The organism is Nocardiopsis mangrovi, assembly GCF_042653925.1.
Taxonomy (GTDB): Bacteria; Actinomycetota; Actinomycetes; order Streptosporangiales; family Streptosporangiaceae; genus Nocardiopsis_B; species Nocardiopsis_B mangrovi.
Genome location: NZ_JBHSFQ010000029.1, coordinates 26,150 through 43,949, shown reverse-complemented (window position 1 = coordinate 43,949; position 17,800 = coordinate 26,150). Strand labels below are relative to the sequence as shown.

15 protein-coding genes are annotated in these 17,800 nt (G+C 72.1%); 2 read left to right on the top strand and 13 right to left on the bottom strand.

What is annotated here, in order from left to right:
• The first annotated feature begins 28 nt into the window (after positions 1-28).
• Positions 29-406 (top strand): winged helix-turn-helix transcriptional regulator, encoded by a 378-nt coding sequence (locus tag ACFO4E_RS23570; RefSeq protein ID WP_378578351.1) that lies wholly within the window; start codon positions 29-31, stop codon positions 404-406.
• 122 nt (positions 407-528) lie between these two features.
• Here ACFO4E_RS23570 and cas6e read toward each other — a convergent pair whose 3' ends face one another.
• From cas6e to cas3, 6 genes are all read right to left on the bottom strand, one after another.
• Entirely contained in the window at positions 529-1,266 is a 738-nt protein-coding gene (cas6e, locus tag ACFO4E_RS23565) for a type I-E CRISPR-associated protein Cas6/Cse3/CasE (RefSeq protein WP_378578349.1), read from the bottom strand.
• Complete coding sequence (cas5e, locus tag ACFO4E_RS23560) at positions 1,214-1,933, bottom strand: type I-E CRISPR-associated protein Cas5/CasD (RefSeq protein ID WP_378578347.1); 720 nt, start codon at positions 1,931-1,933, stop codon at positions 1,214-1,216. Before cas5e ends, cas6e begins: the two co-directional genes overlap by 53 nt.
• Positions 1,926-3,089, bottom strand: a complete 1,164-nt coding sequence (cas7e, locus tag ACFO4E_RS23555) for a type I-E CRISPR-associated protein Cas7/Cse4/CasC (RefSeq protein ID WP_378578345.1) — start codon at positions 3,087-3,089, stop codon at positions 1,926-1,928. The genes cas5e and cas7e overlap by 8 nt, the downstream gene beginning before the upstream one ends.
• Entirely contained in the window at positions 3,086-3,667 is a 582-nt protein-coding gene (gene casB / locus ACFO4E_RS23550) for a type I-E CRISPR-associated protein Cse2/CasB (protein WP_378578344.1), read from the bottom strand. Before casB ends, cas7e begins: the two co-directional genes overlap by 4 nt.
• A 2-nt stretch (positions 3,668-3,669) precedes the next feature.
• Positions 3,670-5,286, bottom strand: a complete 1,617-nt coding sequence (casA, locus tag ACFO4E_RS23545) for a type I-E CRISPR-associated protein Cse1/CasA (protein WP_378578342.1) — start codon at positions 5,284-5,286, stop codon at positions 3,670-3,672.
• Positions 5,287-5,721: 435 nt separating this feature from the next.
• Positions 5,722-8,205, bottom strand: a complete 2,484-nt coding sequence (cas3, locus tag ACFO4E_RS23540) for a CRISPR-associated helicase Cas3' (protein WP_378578340.1) — start codon at positions 8,203-8,205, stop codon at positions 5,722-5,724.
• A 259-nt stretch (positions 8,206-8,464) separates the two neighbouring features.
• Here cas3 and ACFO4E_RS23535 point away from each other — a divergent pair, with 259 nt between their 5' ends.
• Entirely contained in the window at positions 8,465-9,691 is a 1,227-nt protein-coding gene (locus ACFO4E_RS23535; protein ID WP_378578338.1) for an MFS transporter, read from the top strand.
• 31 nt (positions 9,692-9,722) lie between these two features.
• Here the strand turns inward: ACFO4E_RS23535 and ACFO4E_RS23530 are convergent, their stop codons facing one another.
• The 7 genes from ACFO4E_RS23530 to ACFO4E_RS23500 form a co-directional block, all read right to left on the bottom strand.
• A complete protein-coding gene (locus tag ACFO4E_RS23530; RefSeq protein WP_378578336.1) occupies positions 9,723-10,727 on the bottom strand; it encodes a glyoxalase superfamily protein in 1,005 nt (334 codons plus the stop codon).
• Positions 10,728-10,965: 238 nt separating this feature from the next.
• A complete protein-coding gene (locus tag ACFO4E_RS23525; RefSeq protein WP_378578334.1) occupies positions 10,966-12,804 on the bottom strand; it encodes a dihydroxyacetone kinase family protein in 1,839 nt (612 codons plus the stop codon).
• Positions 12,805-12,861: 57 nt separating this feature from the next.
• Positions 12,862-13,731 carry a dihydrodipicolinate synthase family protein gene (locus ACFO4E_RS23520; protein WP_378578332.1) on the bottom strand — a complete coding sequence of 290 codons (870 nt, stop codon included), beginning with the start codon at positions 13,729-13,731 and terminating at the stop codon, positions 12,862-12,864.
• Positions 13,732-13,817: 86 nt separating this feature from the next.
• Positions 13,818-15,362, bottom strand: coding sequence for a tripartite tricarboxylate transporter permease (locus tag ACFO4E_RS23515; protein WP_378578330.1), 1,545 nt, complete (start codon positions 15,360-15,362; stop codon positions 13,818-13,820).
• 43 nt (positions 15,363-15,405) lie between these two features.
• Entirely contained in the window at positions 15,406-15,906 is a 501-nt protein-coding gene (locus ACFO4E_RS23510; protein WP_378578327.1) for a tripartite tricarboxylate transporter TctB family protein, read from the bottom strand.
• Positions 15,907-15,911: 5 nt separating this feature from the next.
• Positions 15,912-16,889: a tripartite tricarboxylate transporter substrate binding protein gene (locus ACFO4E_RS23505; RefSeq protein WP_378578325.1), complete on the bottom strand. Its 978-nt coding sequence runs from the start codon at positions 16,887-16,889 to the stop codon at positions 15,912-15,914.
• A gap of 124 nt (positions 16,890-17,013) precedes the next feature.
• The gene (locus ACFO4E_RS23500) at positions 17,014-17,691 is read right to left on the bottom strand and encodes a GntR family transcriptional regulator (protein ID WP_378578324.1); all 678 of its coding nucleotides are present in this window, start codon (positions 17,689-17,691) and stop codon (positions 17,014-17,016) included.
• Positions 17,692-17,800: the final 109 nt, after the last annotated feature.

Here is a 17,800-nt window from a genome sequence, read left to right as displayed (position 1 = left end):
TGACGGCCCGACTCTAGAAAGGCGCTCCGTGGCTCACCAAACGACCGGTCACCGGCCAGGACTCCCCGATTCCCCGCATACCGAGAACGACGCCCCCTCGGCCCTGTGCCCCGTGGAGGTCACCCTCACGGCACTGCGTGGCCGGTGGACGACCCTGGTCGTGCGCGAGCTGCTGCGGGGCCCGTGCTCCTTCAGCGAGCTGGCCGGCCGCCTGCCCGTCCTGTCCGACAAGGTCCTCGCCGACCGCCTCTCCCATCTGGTCGAGCACGGGATCGTCCGGCGCGAGCGGGTGAAGGCGTTCCCGCCGCGTGTGGGCTACGCGCTGACCGAAGCCGGTACCGCGCTGGGCCCGGTCCTCCAGGCGATGTGGGACTGGGGCCAGGACCACGGACGGCCATCCGCCTGAGGCCCGCCCACCTCCGTCCGCTCCCGTCCGCTCCCCCGTACGGCCAGGCCCCGGCGGCCGACGCCCCGCCCGACCGCTGGCCGCCGGGATGCGAGAGGGCGTGTTCCGCTCCTCGCGCCGACTCAGCGAGACGGAATCGGAGCCAGGCTCACCAGCCCGCAGCCGTAGGCTTTGGCCCGGCCGATGCCGCTGCGCACCGCCTCGGTGAAGGCGTCGGCGTCGGTGACCACGAGACGGCCGTCGTAGCGCACGGCGGAGATCGTGATCTTGTCCCGGCGCCGTCCATCGCCCTTGTACCCGACCACCGGCGGGCACGGCGTGACGTTGACCGCCATCGCGCCGTCGGCGCCGGCCGGTACGACGAACCCGTGCTGCTCCCCCTTGCGGGCCAGCCAGCCCAGCTGCTGCTCCGGGTCGCGCAGCGGTACCCGTTTCCCGCGCTCCTCTTTCGGGGCGCTGGGATCCCGCACGATGCGGGTGGGGTTGGCGATGAGGCGCATGGCGAGGGCGCGGCCGGGGGCGATCGCCTTCAGCGCGCCGTCCATCGAGCGGGTCTGCGCCTCACCCGCCAGGTATCCCTCGGGAAGGCGGTCCCAGACCGGCGGGGTCAGTGTCTGCACGAGCAGGGCATAGCCGGTGTCGGTGGGGTCGATCCGCCAGAGCAGGCGGTGTTCGCGCCGTGCGGGCTCGCCGGTGACGACCTCGGGCAGCACGGACATGAGCGTCCGGTGCATCTGCTGCACGTCGGCGAAGTCCCGCCGGAACGCGCGTGAGGCGGTGTTCACGGGGAGTCGGCTCAGGTACACGTCAGGGGCTCGCACTTTCGACCGGGGGGATGGGGATGTGGGATACGCGCACATACCGTTGCCGGAACTCGCGCCTGCCCGAGGCGAAGGTGACCGGGACGTCGTACCTGGGCTCGGCGTCGCTTCGGGCGGCGGGGACCTCGATGACGGCGCGCAGATCGGGGACGGTCGCGGTGTCGGACCTCTGCTCCGGGCGGTCCTCCTGCCAGGGGTGGGATTGCAGGACCTCCTCCAGGGTCGCCTCGGGGCGGATGCCGGTGCCGAGCCCCCACTCCTCGGGCAGGATCAGGGGGCAGGCCGGGACGTGGGCCTTGCGGCCGAAGAACAGCGGCCAGGTGGGGTGCAGGACCGCGTCGCGCAGGCGTTCCGCGTAGGTGCGATCGCCTTCGAGGAGCACGAGGAACAGCGCGTCGGCCAGGTAGTAGCGGTGGCTGACCACGTTGCGGTGGCCGGTGCCCTTGGTGGTGGGCACGTCGGTGGTGACCTGGTAGTCGCGTTCGAGGATCCCCTCGCGCTCCACCCGCACGGCCATCCGCAGCCCGGCGAGCCGGGAGATCCCGGCCGCGTCGGTGCGCTCGACGCCGAGCGCGGCTCCGAGCAGCCCCACCACACCGGACTTGGTCGGCTCCAAGGAGGTGTCCCGGTAGGTGAAGCGGGAGCGCACGCCCCAGGACTGCATCGGCGCTTCGAACCGCAGCGCCAGCACGGCCGGCTCAGCCACCGTGCTCTCCCAGGACCTTTCCGACGAAGGCGGGGAGTGTGTCGGCACGCTCCTGCCGCGGGACCCCCAGCGCGTCGAGGTCGCCGGAGAGGGAGGCCATCGCGACCGTGCGGATCCCGTCGTCGCCGTAGAAGTGGCGGAGCTCGGAGAAGTGCTCCCACATCCGCCGGGTGGAGGTCTCCATGACCCCGGTCCCCTCGACCGGGTTCAGGAAGGCGTTGGCCAGGTTCCACGCGCCGCTGTCCCGCACGACGGCGAGCAGGGCGTCGGGCTGGGTGAGGGCGGCCATGGAGTTCTGCTTCCCGCTGGGGACCGCCCGGACGAAGGCGTTCAGCCAGGCGCTGGTCGCCCGCTTCAGCAGGTCCTCGTCCTCCGCCTTCAGCTCGGGAACCGTTCCGAACAGGTTGCGCCGCAGCTGGCCGAGGTCGAGGTTGGCGTAGCGGTAGTAGCAGGCGGCGTTGAAGTCGACCGTGCCGATCATGTCCGCGCCGGCCTCGGCGTCGGGCTTCAGGTCGTCCACGGCGGTGTAGAAGTCGAACTCCACCGCCACCGCGTGCGTGGAGATGGCATGGGCGACCTGGGACGCGGCGTCGACGTTGAAGTCCTTGTTGTCGGCGATCATCCGTCCGAACAGGGCGATGTCGACGGACCTGCGGGCGTCGAGAATCGTCTTGGCGACCTTCAGCGTCTCGCTGTCCGGCTTCTTCTTCTCGCTGCCCTTGGGGTCCTTCTCCCGTTTGGCCGCGTCCTTGAGCAGCCGCTCGCGGTTCTCCTTGCAGTGCTCGGCGAGGGAGTCGACCGCCGTGGCCTTCACGAACAGCAGGTACTCGGTGAGGTCGGTGGCGCCGTTGACCCCGAACCCCATCTGCCGCAGCGCCTCGCGGACGACGGTCCGGTCCTCGTTGCCCGCCTCTCCCCGCCCGTCCGGGACCAGCCGGTTCGCGGCCTGCTGGAGGAGGCGCTTGGTGCGTTTCGCGGTCTCCCCTTCGGCGAGCCCGACCTCGGGGAACAGTGTCCGCGCGGACCTCTTGAGGCTCTGGCTGGACACCCGGCCGCGAATGGCGCCGCCGAAGGTGACCGACTTCGGCTGCCCCATGTCGTCGCGGTTGAGGTTGCTCGTGGGGAACGACTGGAGGAGGTGGAGCTCGATGATCATTCTGCTGCTGCCGCTTCCTTCTGGGAGGTCTGGCGGTACACGCGGTGCTTGAAGTCGCGCGCCCAGCGGACGCGGACCTTGGCGGCCCGGGACTCGTCACCGTCGAGGTGGATGAGGTCCCACAGGAGCTGTTCGTAGTCGAGCGGCATCCGCGGTCGTGCGCCGCCGATGAGCTGGACCGCTTGGCGCAGGCGGTAGTCGAGGCCGCCCGTCTGCGTGGCGGCGATCAGTTGCCGCACGCGTGCGTCGGCCGCGCCCGAGGACCCGGCCTCGGCGAGGGCGGCGCACAGCCGCCACCGCTCCGCGGCGCGCGCCGTGGTGTGCGGGTTGAGCGCGAACAGCCCGGCGACCAGCAGGCACCGGGGTTCGTGCCGTTCGGGGATCTGATGGGGGAGGACGAGGTCGAACCCTTCGCCCAGATACCGGTCGTCGGTGAGCCCTCTCCGCAGTCGGGCAAGGACCCTCCGGGACCGCGCGACGACCTGCGGCTTCTTCGAATCAAGCTCACCGCCGAGCCGGTACAGCCGGTCCACGAACGCCCGATGCGGGGATCGCGGGTTCGGGTCTTCCAGGATCACGCTCAGCTCCCGGTGTATTGGCGGATCTCGTGCCGATAGACGTCGGTGAGGTCGTTCAGCGCGCCGAGGAAGATCATCTCGGCGCGCGCGACCTCCAGGATCTGGCGCGGTGAGCCACCGGGGAACTCGTCGATCCAGGCGCCGACCGCTTCCTTGGCCGTGGTGTCCACGTGCCGCCGCCAGCGTTCGAACAGCCCGCGGCTCTCCTCCCGCCCTTCCGGTGAGTCCGGTTCGTACCGGGTCACCAGGTCGCCCAGGTCACTGAGGAGCAGCGCGAACTCGGCGTCGAGCCGGGGCCAGTAGCGCTCGGCGAGAAAGCTCTGGTGCTTGCGCCGGTCGAACCTGCTCCGCAGTCCCTCGTGGTAGTTGACGACCGTGCGCTGGAGTTCGTCACCGACGGCGTCGGCCAGCTTCACGGCCCGCCCGAGGAGCTGCTCCAGGTTCCACCCGGTGTCCTGCGCCCGGAGCAGGGCGAGCTTGATCGGCAACGCCTCCTCCGACCAGTACTCGACCGCGCCCGGGTTGGACATGAGCTTCTGGCCGAATACCCGGAGGGTGACGGCTTTCCGTTCGTCCAGGAACCTCAGATCGACCAGCCTGGCCACTTCGTCGATCGTCTGCGGGCGCCGGCGCTCCCCTACCGCCCGGGCGGGGAGGAGCAGATCCGTGGCATGCCGCCAGACACCGCGCAGCATCTCCAGGCGGACCGGGTCATAGATGAGTTTCTTGCCCCCCCTACGTCGGAATGCCGCCATCGCCTCGATCTCGATGAGTTCCGCGCCGAGCTGGGTGCCCGGCGCGACCACCGCGCCGTCCACGTACACCCGCCCGTCCTTCTCCTTGCTGTGCAACAGGATCCGCCGGGACGGCCAGGTGAGGAGGTCGACCCACCCTTGAGGGAAGGCGCTCGCAACGGGCGCGGGGCCCGGTGGGTGTTCGCGTTCCCAGATCGCCCGGTCCCCAGGCGTGGTCGTGGCCAGCGGCCGACCGCCCGGGGGGTCGTACACGACGGCGTTGAGGAGGAGCGTCTCCCACAGGGTCGCGCCCTCCAGGAGAACGGTCCCGAAGTAGTTGCCGAGACCGGCTTTGGAGCTCTTGGTGCCCCCGGGCCGGTAGGGCGTCTTGGTGCCGCCAGTGTCGAACGCCTGGACGGTGACCAGCCAGCGGGCGGCGGCGTCGGCGGGCAGGTCGGGCCGCTCCTCGTCGGTCGCGTGGTCGAAGAGTGTGGTGTTGTTGCCCTTGGCCCGGTAGAGCAGCAGGTGGGTGGCCGGTTTCGGCGGAACATCGGCCAGTTCGGGGCATTGGAAGAACGGCCGTTCTCCGCCGAGGAGCCAGAACTCATCCCGGTGGGCGGCCTCGTAGGCGTCCAGCCGCCCGGTATCGACGCCGTTGCGCCACAGCTCCGCCCACTCGCCCTCTGTTGCGGGGCCCTCGTGGACACGGTGCAGGAAGGCCAGCAGCAGTCGATAGAGGGCGGCCGTGACAATGGGTGCTTCACCTTGGAGACAACGCAGGCCACGTGCATGTCTGAATACATCACCGAGGCTGAGCAGTTCGGACTCACCGTCGACGGTGACGACGGGGAGCCACTGCTCGCTCAATAGATTGCAGGAGGGCACCAGAACTCCGGGGGTAGGCAGGCCACGCCCACCTTAGCGAGAAGCGGCGGGTGGAAGCGGCGACAACGCGAACACGCTGCCGCCGCTGACTCCTCCCCCGCCTTGCGGGGCCGATGTCCCACTTGAACATGCACAGGGACCACCCCAGGACAGCCGGGATGTCGTTGGACTGTACCGGAGCACAGGAGGTACCACTTATTGAACATGCACACTTGGATTATGCTACTGTCAGGGTCTCATCACTGAGTTAGGAGAACCCCCCAAGTGACCTCCACGCTCCACATCGAGGGCCGACTGTCCGTCTCCGACCAGCTCACCGCCTGTCTCGTCGGCCTCGCAAACTCCATGACGGTTGTGATCATCGTGATCGTGTTATTGAGGTAGTTAGTGTGCCCTCGAGTGGTGAGCCCCTGATGCCTGGGGCTCACCCTCAACTCAACCTCTAGGCCCGCCGGAGCCGTCGCCGCTCCCCCGGTGGGAGAGGCGGGTGCGGCCGGCGGGGCCCGAGCGTTCGGTCAGGCGCAGGACGGTCGATGCCGACTTCGTCGCCGAGACCATCACCGAACGGGCGTGGAAATCGCGCTTGTCCGTCTGCCGCCGATGCGACTCCCTCGCCCGTGCCCAGGCGTTCTCCCAGCCCTTTTCGATGAGCTGTACCCCATCCGCGTAGACCCGGTGGATCAGGCCGCCGATCTCCTTCAGCGGATCCCATTCCCCTCGATCCAGGACCTCGCCCAGCACCACACGGCTGCGCCCCAGGAGCCAGGTGGAGTAGACCGTCCACACCCCGGCCGTGAAGACCAGGCTGTCGCGCCGACTGGGCGGTCTGGCCTCCCGTTCGGCCGGGTCGACGTCGGCGACCACCAGCACCGGGTTCCGGAGCCGCTCGGGCCGGTACGGCCTGTTGTGGCGGTGCAGACGGCCGACGCGCTGAAAGAGGAGGTCGATCGGGCACAGGTCCGAGATCAGGAGATCCGCGTCCATATCAAGCCCGTGCTCAAGGACCTGCGTCCCCACGACGATGGCGTGCCGGTCGCGCGGAGTGTCCTTGCCCAGGCAGGCAGCGAGCCGGTCGCGTATGGCCAGCCGTTCGGCGTTCTTGTGGTCGCCCGTGAAGAAGACGAGTTCGGGACGTTTCCGCCTGCCGTCGAGCAGAGCCGCGATCCGGTCACGGACGTCGCCGGCCCGCCGCACCGTGTTCAGGACGACCAGTGCCGTCCCCTCCTCCCCCACTTCGGCGACCGCCCGTTGCGCGATGGCCTGAGGGGAGTCGCCACCGCGCTCCACGCGGACCCTGCCTCGCCCGGCGGTCTCCTTCGACGGTTCGACCGGGAGCCGGGCTCCGGTCCCGCCACTCCAGGTGACCTGCCACGAACCGGCCCGCGGCGAACCGACGCTCTCGACGTTCGCGTACCGCCCCTCAGCCCCCGCCCGCCACTGCTCGATGAGCTCGCAGCGACTCTTCCCGGTGAGGGTGGCCGACATCAGTACCACCGGGACACCCATCAGACCGCAGAACCACATGAGTTGCTGGACGAGCAGGCCGGTGTAGGCGTCGTAGGAGTGCACCTCGTCGATGAGCACGACCTTGTTGCCGAGCGCGGTCATCCCGAGGAAGTTGTGTCCGCTGCGGATCACGGACTTGAGGGCCTGGTCGACCGTGCCCACCCCCACCGGAAACGCCAGGCCCTTCTTCCGGGTGAACCACTCCCGCGGGTCCTGCGCTCCTTCCTCGCTCTCCTCTCCGTCCTGCTGCTCGTGGCCGACGCCCGCAGGGCTGATGGACCTTCCCTTCTCCTCCTTCCGCTCATCGGCCCGGCGCTCCTCGCTCCTCTCCTTGGCCGCGCCGGAGTAGACGAGGTTGACGTCCAGGTCGGATCCCGTCGCTGTGAGGAGTTCCCGTACGTCATCCCTGGCCTGCCTGCTCAGCTCCTTGGTGGGCGTGGCGAGGTACAGGCCGCCCAATCCGAGCCGGCTCGCCAGGCGCGCCGCGGCGTACAGGCCGGCCTTGGTCTTGCCTTCGCCGGTAGGGGCCTCGACCACCAGGACGCCCGGCTCCACGCAGTTCTCCAGGCACTTCTCCACGGCAGTCTGGACCGGCCGGGGCTCCTTCTCGAACAGGTCGGTGAAGCCGGTTCCCTCACGTGGCCGCCAGGGCGACCAACCGGTCTCGGCGAGCGCCCGAGCCGCGTGGGTCCGAGCCCGTTCCCGGTAGGCGGGCAGGTCATCGGGAGCGGACTCGTAAGGGAAGAAGGAGGAGTCGGACGCCACCCAGTCGGAGATGGTCGTGAGCCCGGCCAACGCGATCGCGCCGAGCGCCGACATCCCGACTTCGGACCAGCGGAAGTCGTCGAACTCCAGCTCGGCGACCTGCGCGATGCGGCAGACCATGGACGATCGAGCCTCGCGCCAGGTCCGATCGCCCAGGTCGCTCTTCCCTCGAATGTCCCTCAGCATGCCGGGCTCCGGGAACCAGCCGTGGTGTCCGCCCAGCACATGGCCGATCGTGATCGCGGTGTCCCGCCCTGCGCCGACGTCCTCCAGCATCGCCGCCATATGCAGCGCGGTGGACAGTCCGTGCTTGGTGTCGAGGCCGGCGAGCTTCCGGGCGGGCGCGCATTTCGCGAGGATCGCGTGGTGTTCCGCCGGAAAGCGCGCCTTGGCCACCTCCAGCACCAACGACTGGAACGCGGGCGTGTACTTGCCGAGGTCGTGCAGGCCGCACAGCAGGGCCACCCAGCCGCGGGCGTCGCCCTCCAGCGGGGCGAAGGTCTCTTCGAGTTCCCGGCGCACCTTCGGTCCGAGGAAGATCGGATACAGGGCGTGGGCCACCTCCATCGTGTCGATCAGGTGGCAGACCAGCGCGTGCGTACCGTGCTTGTTGTGTTTGGCCCAGGGGCGCACGAGCTCCGGGATCATCTGCGCACCTCCGCTGCCCGTTTCCCGCCATGTGCCCGTTCCGCGGCCGTGTCCATTCGGCGCCGCTCCTCTCGTCCTCTCGTCCGCCGGTGCGGAACAACCTCCCACACGCCCCCGACAGCGACGACCGGTCGCCGCCACCGGAGACTATTACCGTTCGCGATCACGCCACTACACTCCGGATGTAGGCATGGAGCCGTTCCCCCGGAACGCCTTCATCCGAACGCGGCCGTGCCGCGCCTCGCCCCTGGAGTCCTCATTGACGAGCGTCAGTCCGCCCCGGACCGGCACGACGACCGCCTCGGCCTACCGGTGGGTGGTCCTGTTCATGGCGTGGACCGCGTTCACCATGACCTCGATCGACCGCTCGGCATGGGGTCCGGCGTCCGCCTCGGTGAGTGAGTCCCTGGACGTGCCCTTGGCCGCCCTCGGGTTGTTCGCCACCGGGTACTACCTGGGCTATGTGCTGTCGAACGCCGGCTGCGGCGTGCTCGTCGACCGGCTCGGCAGCCGACTGGTGCTGGGCGTTTCCGGGCTGGGCGCCGGGCTCGCGATGGTGCTGTTCGGATCCGCCGACTCGATCCCGCTCGGCCTCTTCCTCCAGGCTCTCGTCGGGTTCTTCGCGGGGGTCGACTTCGCCGCCGGCCTCAAGCTGATCGCCACCTGGTTCGCCCCGGACCGGCGGGGCCTGGCGACCGGGGTCTTCATGAACGCCACCTCGCTCGGTACCGTCGTGGCCAACGCGGTCGTGCCCGTGCTGCTCGCCGCCGCGGACTGGCGGGTGTCCTATCACCTCTTCGGGGCTGCCACGATGGCGATCGCCCTCGCCTGCCTGCTGCTCGTCCGCAACGGCGCACAGGCCGCGGAACGCACGCGGGGCGAACTGCCCGACATCCGCTCGGTCCTGCGCAACCGCGATCTCCTGCTGCTCGGTTGCGCCGGCTTCGGCGGACTGTGGGGCACCTACGGCTTCGTCACCTGGTCGAACACGCTGATGACCGCCGGCAGCGGGATCGACCCCGTCCGGGCGGGAAACGTGCTGATCATCTTCGCGGGCATCGCGATCGCGGCGAAGCTGGCGGTCGGCTGGGTGTGCGACCTGTTCGGGCTCGGCCCGCGGACGCCGATCGCGGTCCTGCTGGCCTTCTTCGGCGCCGCCCTGCTCGTCTTCGGCACCCTCGACACCTACGCGCAGTTCCTGTGGTTCGCCCCGCTGCTGGGGATCGGCGCCTACGCCTACAGCCCACTCATCGCGGCGATGGCGCCGCTGCTGTCCGGGACCGCCGCCGCGGGATCCGCGGCAGGCGCGATCAACGCGTTCTGGCAGCTCGGAGCGGTACTGGTACCGGCCGTCATCGGACCGGTGTTCGCCGCCACGGGCTCCTTCCTGGCCGCGTTCGCCACGCTCGCAGCCGGCCCCCTGGCCGGCGCCGGCCTCATCCTGGTCGTCCGCGAGCGCGGGGCGGGCGCGGCCGCCGGCGGATGACCGCCGCCACGGCCGCGCCGGGCACCGGTGGCTACGCGGGGCCCTCTCCGGCGGAGGCCGCGGGAGCGGCGAGGCGGGCGAGGCCGTCGAGACCGCCCTGCCAGCCCTGCCGTGCGCCGTCCGCATGGGCCCGCCGGTCGGCGTCGCCCATCTCCAGCGCGTCGAAGCCCTCCTCGGTCACCCGCACCCGGGTGGAACCGTCGGAGAGCTCCTCCAGGGTGAACACCACCGTGGTCTGTCGCCCCGGCTCGGGCCGGGCATCGGGAACCGACGAGTACCGGTAGACGAGCCGGGCCCCCGGCACGACCTCCTCGATCACGCCCCGGTAGCGGCCGTGCTCGTGCCAGACGTGCTCGATCTCGCCGCCGGGACGCAGATCGACCGCGGCGCCGTCGAAGGCGAACCACGCCCTGATGTGCTCCGCCCGTGTGATCAGCTCCCAGACCCGGCCGATGCGCGCGGGCAGGACGACCTCGTCGGCCACCGCGGCCTCCGGCTCCGCGCGGGTGGACGGCTCGCTGAAGCGCAGCGTGTTGCCGAAGGGGTCGGTGACGGTCAGCGAGCGGGCGTGCCAGGGATCGTCCTCGATGCCCGGCCGCGCGTAGGCATAGCGCTTGTCCGACAGCTCGCGGTGGAGGTCCTCGATCCCCACGACCGGGACGAACACAACGGCGCCGGGGCTGCCGTCGCCGTGGTGCTCGCTCAGGTGCAGGGTGAGACCGGCCCGGGACACTTGGAGGTAGACGGGCGATCCGGGGTCGAACCGGTGCTCCCAGTCCACGGTGAATCCGAGGAAGTCGAGGTAGAACTCCCTGGCCTTGTCGACGGAGAAGATCCGCAGCACCGGGACCGCGGTCCGGGGCCCGGGCTCGGGCCGTGCCGCCCCGATCCGGGCGGCGAGGACGTTCCAGTCATCGAAACCGAACTGCCGGGCGACGATCTCCAGAGCCGCACTGTGCGGAACGGTCGTGCCCCGGGCGGCGAGTTCGGCCCGCAGGGCCTTCGCCATCGCCTTGGCATCGCGGAATGAACGCATGATCTGATCCAGCACCTTCCGGCGAAGTCGTCATCAGTGCTTGCGTTGCCGATGCCCTCGCCGTCGGACGGGAACGGGCGGTGGATCAGAAGCGGACCACGGACGCATTCACCGAACCCATCGGGCGCAAGCGGCAGGCTGCGTCATGCCTGGCCGGATCGTAGCACGGTGACACGCGCGGGCCCGGTACGCCGCGTGCGCGAGCCCCCTCCCGAGGCCCGCGCACGCGGCCGGAGGCTCACCCCAGCCGGGCGCGCACCTCCTGGAGGAAGCGCAGCACGGCGACCGACCCCGGGTCGTACTCGCCCCTGCCTCGCTCGCCGACCCAGGCGGCGCGTCCGCGCGCCGACGCCAGGCCGCGGGTCTCCTCGACGGCACGCTCGGCCGCCGCCACCGCGGCCCCGGCCGCGGCGGCCGGTCCGCCGTCCGCCTCCGCCTCCGCCGCCAGCGCCGCCTCCACCGGGAGCAGGACGTCCACGAGGGTCTTGTCGCCCGGCTCCGCGCCGCCCCTCTCCCGGATTCGACGGGTCACGGCGGCGGTGATGCGCGCCGCGTGCCCGGTCCCCGCCTGCTCGGTGTCGCCGAGGCCGTCGAGGTCGCCGGCGGCCGCCAGGACGCCGGCGCCGACGAGCGCGGCGAAGGTGGAGGGGTTGGCGGAGGCGAACGCCGCCCCGGCCGCACGCAGGACGTCGGCGGGGTGGGCGTCGGCGGGCAGGGCGGCCAGTGCCGCGCGGACCGCTTCGGCTCCGGCGGAGACGGTGATGCCGAGGTCGCCGTCGCCCAGCTTGGCGTCGAGCCCGCGCAGTTCCTCGGTGTGGGCGGCCATCGCGGGCAGCACGTCGATCAGCAGCTCGCGCAGAGCGCTGTGCGCGCCGGTGCGGCGCACGTTCGCGCCTCCGTTGGTGCCTCCGTTCGCGCCTCCCGCCGCGGTACCGGCCTCGGCTCCGGCGGCCGATGCCGCCTGCGGATCCGGCGCCGGGGCCGTGGCCTGCTGCGAGCGCGGGGCCACCGGGGCGACCTCCCCCTGGGTGAAGAACGGGGAGTCGGCGGGCGCGTCCAGCAGCTCCGCCAGCTCGTCGTCGAGCCGCACCACCGACAGCGAGGCGCCCGCCATCTCCAGGCTGGTGGCGAACTCGCCGATGTACCTGCGGTGGATGGCCACGCCCCGCTCCCCCAGCACCTGGTGGACGCGCCGGTAGACCAGGTAGAGCTCTTCGAGCGGGGTGGCGCCCAGCCCGTTGACGAGGACCGCCACCCGGTCGCCCGCCACCGGGCGCAGCTCGGCGAGGATCCCGTCGAGGAAGCGGTCGGTGATCGCGTCGGCGCTCTCCAGCGGCCCCCGGTGGCTTCCGGGCTCGCCGTGGATGCCGATGCCGATCTCCATCTCGCCGTCGCCCAGGGTGAACGTCGGCTCCCCCGCCGCCGGGAGGATGGTCGGGGACAGGCCGACCCCCATCGTCCGGGTGGCGTCGACCGTCCGCTGCGCGATCGCGCGGACCCGCTCCAGGTCGTCCCCGCGCTCGGCCGCCGCACCGGCGGTCTTGTAGGCGAAGAAGAGCCCGGCGACCCCGCGCCGGCCGGACTCCCTGCCCGCGGGCGCCGAGAGCACGTCGTCGGTACCCAGCACCGTCGCGGTGGCGATGCCCTCGGGGCCGACGATGTCGGCGGCCAGGTCGAAGTTGTAGACGTCGCCGCCGTAGTTGCCGTACAGGTAGAGCACCCCGGCGCCGCCGTCGGCCGCGCGGGTGGCGGCGGCGATCTGCTCGGCCGAGGGTGAGGAGAACACGTTGCCCACGGCCACGCCCGTGGCCAGCCCCTGCCCGACGTAGCCGAGGAACAGCGGCAGGTGGCCCGATCCCCCGCCGGTCACGATCCCCACCCGCCGGGCGACCGGGGCGTCGGCGCGCACGAGCGCGCGGCGGTCGGCGGTGGCGGCGCGCAGCCGGTCCGGGTGGGCGAGCAGCAGGGATTCGGTCACTTCGTCGACGAAGTCGTCCGCTCGGTTGATGATCTTCTTCAGTGCCACGGCGCTTCCTTTGTTCCGGGGGCGGTGCCGCCGCGCGCCGGGCCGGTTCATACGGCGTGCGGCGTGCGGCGGGGGCGGCGTTGGGCGGGTCCGAGGGGACGGGGCCCCTCAGCCCAGGGCGTCGGCGGTCTCCTGGAGGACGCGGAGGTCGGCGTCGGTGACGGCGTCGCCGCTGATGCGCACGGGGCCGGCGGGCAGGCCCTGGACGCGCAGCCCCGCCTTGAGGTGGGCGATGCTGCCGCCCTTGACGGCGGCCACGGCGCGTTCCACCAGCGGCTGGGCGGCGGCGGCCGCTTCGGAGTCTCCGGCGCGCAGGGCGTCGCGCAGCGCGATGAAGGGGCGCGGGAACACCGAGGACACCCCGGAGACGACGCCGGTCCCGCCGGAGCGGATGAGCTCGCCGAAGGAGACGTCGTTGCCGGAGATGATGGTGAAGCCCTCAGGCGCGTGCCCGAGGTAGGCGGCCACCGACGCGTCGCTCTCCCCGCTGATCTTCGCGCCGCGGACCCCGGCGTCGGCCAGCGCGCGCAGTGCCTCGGGGGCGACGGCGGTGGTGCTGCGGGCCTGGAAGAGGTAGGCGTAGACCTCGGCGCCGTCCGCCGCGGCGACCAGGCGCTCGTAGTAGCGGACGACCGCGTCGGCGGGCGCGGGCAGGAAGTGCGGGGTGATCGCCGCGACGCGCCGCGCCCCGGCCGCGACCGCCGCCGCGGTGAGTCGCTCCGCCTGGCGGGCGCTCGCGGCGCCGACGTGGGCGTAGGTGCCCTCGGGGCCGAAGACGTCGAGCGCGGCGCGCAGGACCTCCAGGCGCTCGTCGTCGTCGAGGGCGGTGAACTCGCCGGTGGTGCCGGCGGCGAACACGCCGTCGGCCCCGCGGTCGCGGACGGCGGTGAGCAGGGCGGCCAGGCCGTCGCGGTCGAGTTCCTCGTCGGCGGTGAACGGGGTGGGGGCCGCGGTGATGACCTGCGCGTGGGCGGGCATGGGTGGGGTTCTCCTCGTGGGGTCGGAAGGGACGGCGGTGCGGGCGGGTCGCGGGCGGTCGGGCGGGCAGATCGCAGGCGGACGTGTCAGCCGACGGGCGTGGTGTCGCTGCCGGATCCGGTGCCGGCTTTGGGATCGGAGCCGGGGGCCGTGGACCCGGGGCGGCTCCGCCAGGCCCGGCGCAGCGGGGGAACGGCGAGCGCGAGCACGCTGACGGCGAGGATCGCCATGGCGATCGGGCTGGTCAGAATGGTCTCCGGGCCGCCGATCTGGAGGGCGCGGCGCAGGTTGCCCTCGGCGAGCTCGCCGAGGATCAGGCCGAGCACGACCGGCCCGGCCGGGATTCCGAAGCGGCGCAGGAACAGGCCGGCGATCCCGAAGACGAGCATCACGGCGACGTCGAAGACGCTGTTGTTGACCGCGTAGGTGCCGACCATGCAGAACACCAGGATCACGGTCCACAGGTACTGGCGCGGCAGGTCGAGGAGCCGGACCACGCCGCGCATGCGCAGCAGGCTCAGGGCCAGGGCCGCGGCGGTGGCCACGAGCATGATCCCCGCGATGCTGTACACCAGGGCGGGCTGGTCGGAGAAGAGGGACGGCCCCGGCTGGATGCCCCAGACGACCATGGAGCCGATCATGACGGCCATGACGGAGTCGCCGGGGATGCCCAGTGCCAGGGTGGTGGTGACCGAACCTCCGAGGGTGGCGTTGGAGGAGGTGTCGGCGGCGGTGATGCCCTCCAGCGACCCCTTGCCGAACTCCTCGGGGGCCTTGGAGACCCGGCGCGCCTGGTCCCAGGCGAGGATGCCGGCGATGTCGCCGCCGGTGGCGGGCACGATCCCGACGACGCCGCCCACGCCGCCGCCCACTGCGAGCGGCCTGAGCATGGTGCGCCAGTCGGAGCGGCGCGGCAGCCACCGGCCGAACTGGGTGATGGGCGCGGGGCCCGCGCCGCGGCGGTGGGTGAGGATCTGGTCGAGGACCTCGGCGATGCCGAACAGGCCGATGATGGCGGCGATGAACGGGATGCCGTCGGACAGCTCGGGGAAGCCGAAGGTGAACCGGGTGTCCCCGGTGATGGGGTCGCGCCCCACCGCGCCCAGCAGCAGGCCGAACACCCCGGCCATCAGCCCCTTGACGATCCGGCCGCCCGAGACGCCGATCATCATCGTCAGGCCGAAGACGACCAGGGCGAACATCTCCGCGGGCCCGAACCGCAGGGCCAGCCGCGACAGCGGGACGGCCGCGGCGAGCAGCAGCGCGATGCCGACGAGCGTGCCCCAGGCCGAGGCGAACGCCGAGGCGGTCAGGGCGAGGCCGGCCTGGCCCTTCTTCGCCATCGCGTAGCCGTCGAAGGTGGTGGCGATGGAGGCCGGGGTGCCGGGGGTGTTGACGAGGATGGCCGGCACGCGGTCGCCGAAGTTCGCCGCCACGTAGATGGTCAGCAGAACCGCCAGGCCCGGGACCGGGTCCAGGGCGAGGGTGAACCCGCTGGCCAGGGCGACGGCCATGGTGGCGGTGATCCCGGGGAAGGCGCCGACGAGCATGCCCAGGACGGCGCCCGCGGCGATGCACAGCATGACGGTGGGGTCCAGCAGCGCGCCGAACCCTTCGGCTATGGGGCTCATCGGGTCCTGCCTTGGTGGTCGGAGGAGGGCGGTGCCGGCGGGGTCACAGCGGCACTCGCAGCAGGACGCCGAACAGCACGTAGAGGACCGCGGTGGTGACCGCGGGGAAGGCGATGAGCGCCTTCCAGCCGCGCCCGCCGCCGAGGTAGGCCAGGGCGGCGACCAGCACGGCCGTGGAGACCAGGAAGTGGATGAAGTACCACAGGACCCCGTAGCCGACGACGGTCGCCAGCATCGCCACCAGGCGCAGGGCGCCCTCGCGGGTCGCCGGGTCGGGAGCGTCGCCGGCGGCGGCGGGCCGGCGCCACGCGAGGGCGGCGTGCAGGACGCTGAGGCCCAGAAGGGTGAACGCCAGGACTTCGGGCCACCAGCGGGGGCCGATCCCGGCCGATTCCGGTCCCTGGTCGATCTGCCCGGCGAGCAGCAGGGCGGCCGCGGCGAGCGCGGCGCCGGCCGCGGCGGGGACGAGTTCGCGCAGGCGCGAGGGGCCCCGCCCGGCGGGGGCCGGCGCCGCGCCGGCCCCCGTTGCGTGTGGGGTGGCCATCGCCGTCAGTCCCCCCGGTCCAGGAGTTCGCCGAAGCGCCTGTGCTCGGAGTCGACGAACTCCTTGAAGTCGCCGGCGGAGACGTCGACGGGGATGTTGCCGGAGTCCTCGGTGACGCGGACGAACTCGTCGGAGGAGGCCGCCGCGTGGAACGCGTCCTCCAGCTTGGCGCGGACCCGGTCGTCGAGTCCCGCGGGGGCGCCGATCCCGCCCCAGCCGCCGATGATGACGTTGACGTCCTGGTCGAGGGCCGTCTCGACGTCCGGGAGGGTCGGCGAGGGCTCGGCGTCGAGCACGGCCAGGACCCGGAGCCGGCCGTCGTCGTGGGCCGGGGCGGTCTCGGAGATGCCGGCCACGACCGCGTCGACCTGGCCGCCGACGGCGGCGGTGACGGCGGGCGCCCCGCCGTCGAACGGCACCGTCTGGAACTCGACGCCGGCGCCCCTGCCCAGGGCGTCGGTGGCGACCTCCCAGATGGAGCCGGCGCCGGAGTTGGAGACGGTGATCTCCTCCGGGGCCTCGCCCGCGGCCTGGACGAGGTCGTCGAGGGTCTCGTAGGGGCTGTCCGCGGGGACCGCGACCGTGGCCGGGACCGACACCATCTGGCCGATGAGGTCGTAGTCGTCGGGGTCGACGTCGTAGCCCTGGTAGCCGAGCATCACGGTCTCCACCGGGAGGTAGCCGATGGTGTAGCCGTCGCTCGGCTGGTCGGCGAGGTACTCCAGGCCGACGGAGCCGGCGCCGCCGGTGCGGTTCTCGACCACGATGGTCTGCCCCAGGTCGCGCTCCATCTGGTCGGCGAGGGTGCGCGCGGCCAGGTCGGAGGCGCCCCCTGCCTGGTAGGGGACGACGAGCGTGATGTCGCCGCCGGGGTAGTCCTCCGGGTCCTCGGTGCTTCCGCCGCGGTCGGCGCACCCGGCGCTCGCGGCCACGGCCGCGAGCGCGAGCACGGCGCCCGCCGCTCGGAAGGTGATGGGTCGCATGGGTGTCTCCTCGGGTGGTCGAGCGCGACGCGGTGTCGTGTCGCTGTCCTGTGGTCCGGCGGTGCCGGGTGTCGCGATCCCGGCGGGCGCCGGCGGCGCCGGTGCGTGGCGGGCACCGGGCCGGTCAGCCGGGGTCGGCCGTCCTGCGGGCGAAGGGCTCGCGCAGCCGGAGCCGGGCGTTGTCGAGGTGCGCGTGGAGTTCGGCGGCGACCGCGTCGGGTTCGCCGGTGGCGACGAGCCGCGCGAGCAGCTCGTGGGCGGCGACCGACGGGCCGAGGTCGTCGTAGCGCTCGTTGGACGCGAGCAGCAGCATCTCGATGGTGGGCCGGTACTGGGCCCAGACGTCGGCGAGCCGGCGGTGGCCGGCGGTGCTGTAGAAGACCGAGTGGAAGCGCAGGTCGGCCGCTGTGTAGGACTCGGCGTCGCGGGTCCGGGCGGCGGTGCGCATGGCCTTGAGGGTCTGCTCCAGCTCGGCCGCCAGCCGGGGGCGGTCGGTGTCGAGCGCGATCCGCAGGGCCAGGGTCTCCATCGCCTCGCGCAGCGAGAACAGCTCGTCGATGTCGGCCGCGCTGAGGCCGACGACGGTGGCGCTGCGGCGGTTGGTGTCGATGAGCCCTTCCGCGGCCAGGGTCTTGAGCGCGTCGCGGATGGGGCCGCGGCTGAGGTCGAACCGCTCGGCCAGATGGCCTTCGACCAGGGAGTCCCCCGGGGCGTAGCGGCCGGTGATGATCATGCGCCGGAGTTCGTCCGCCACCTGGTCACCCAGTGCCACCTGTTTGATGGTCGTCGGGATCTCCGGCATTGTTTCCTTTCGGTTAACCGTTAACGGTTAACCAGATTGGACCCACAGTGTGACCCGTGTCAACAGGTGGGGAGACCCAGGACACGTACCCCCGCCTGGGCGAGCGCCG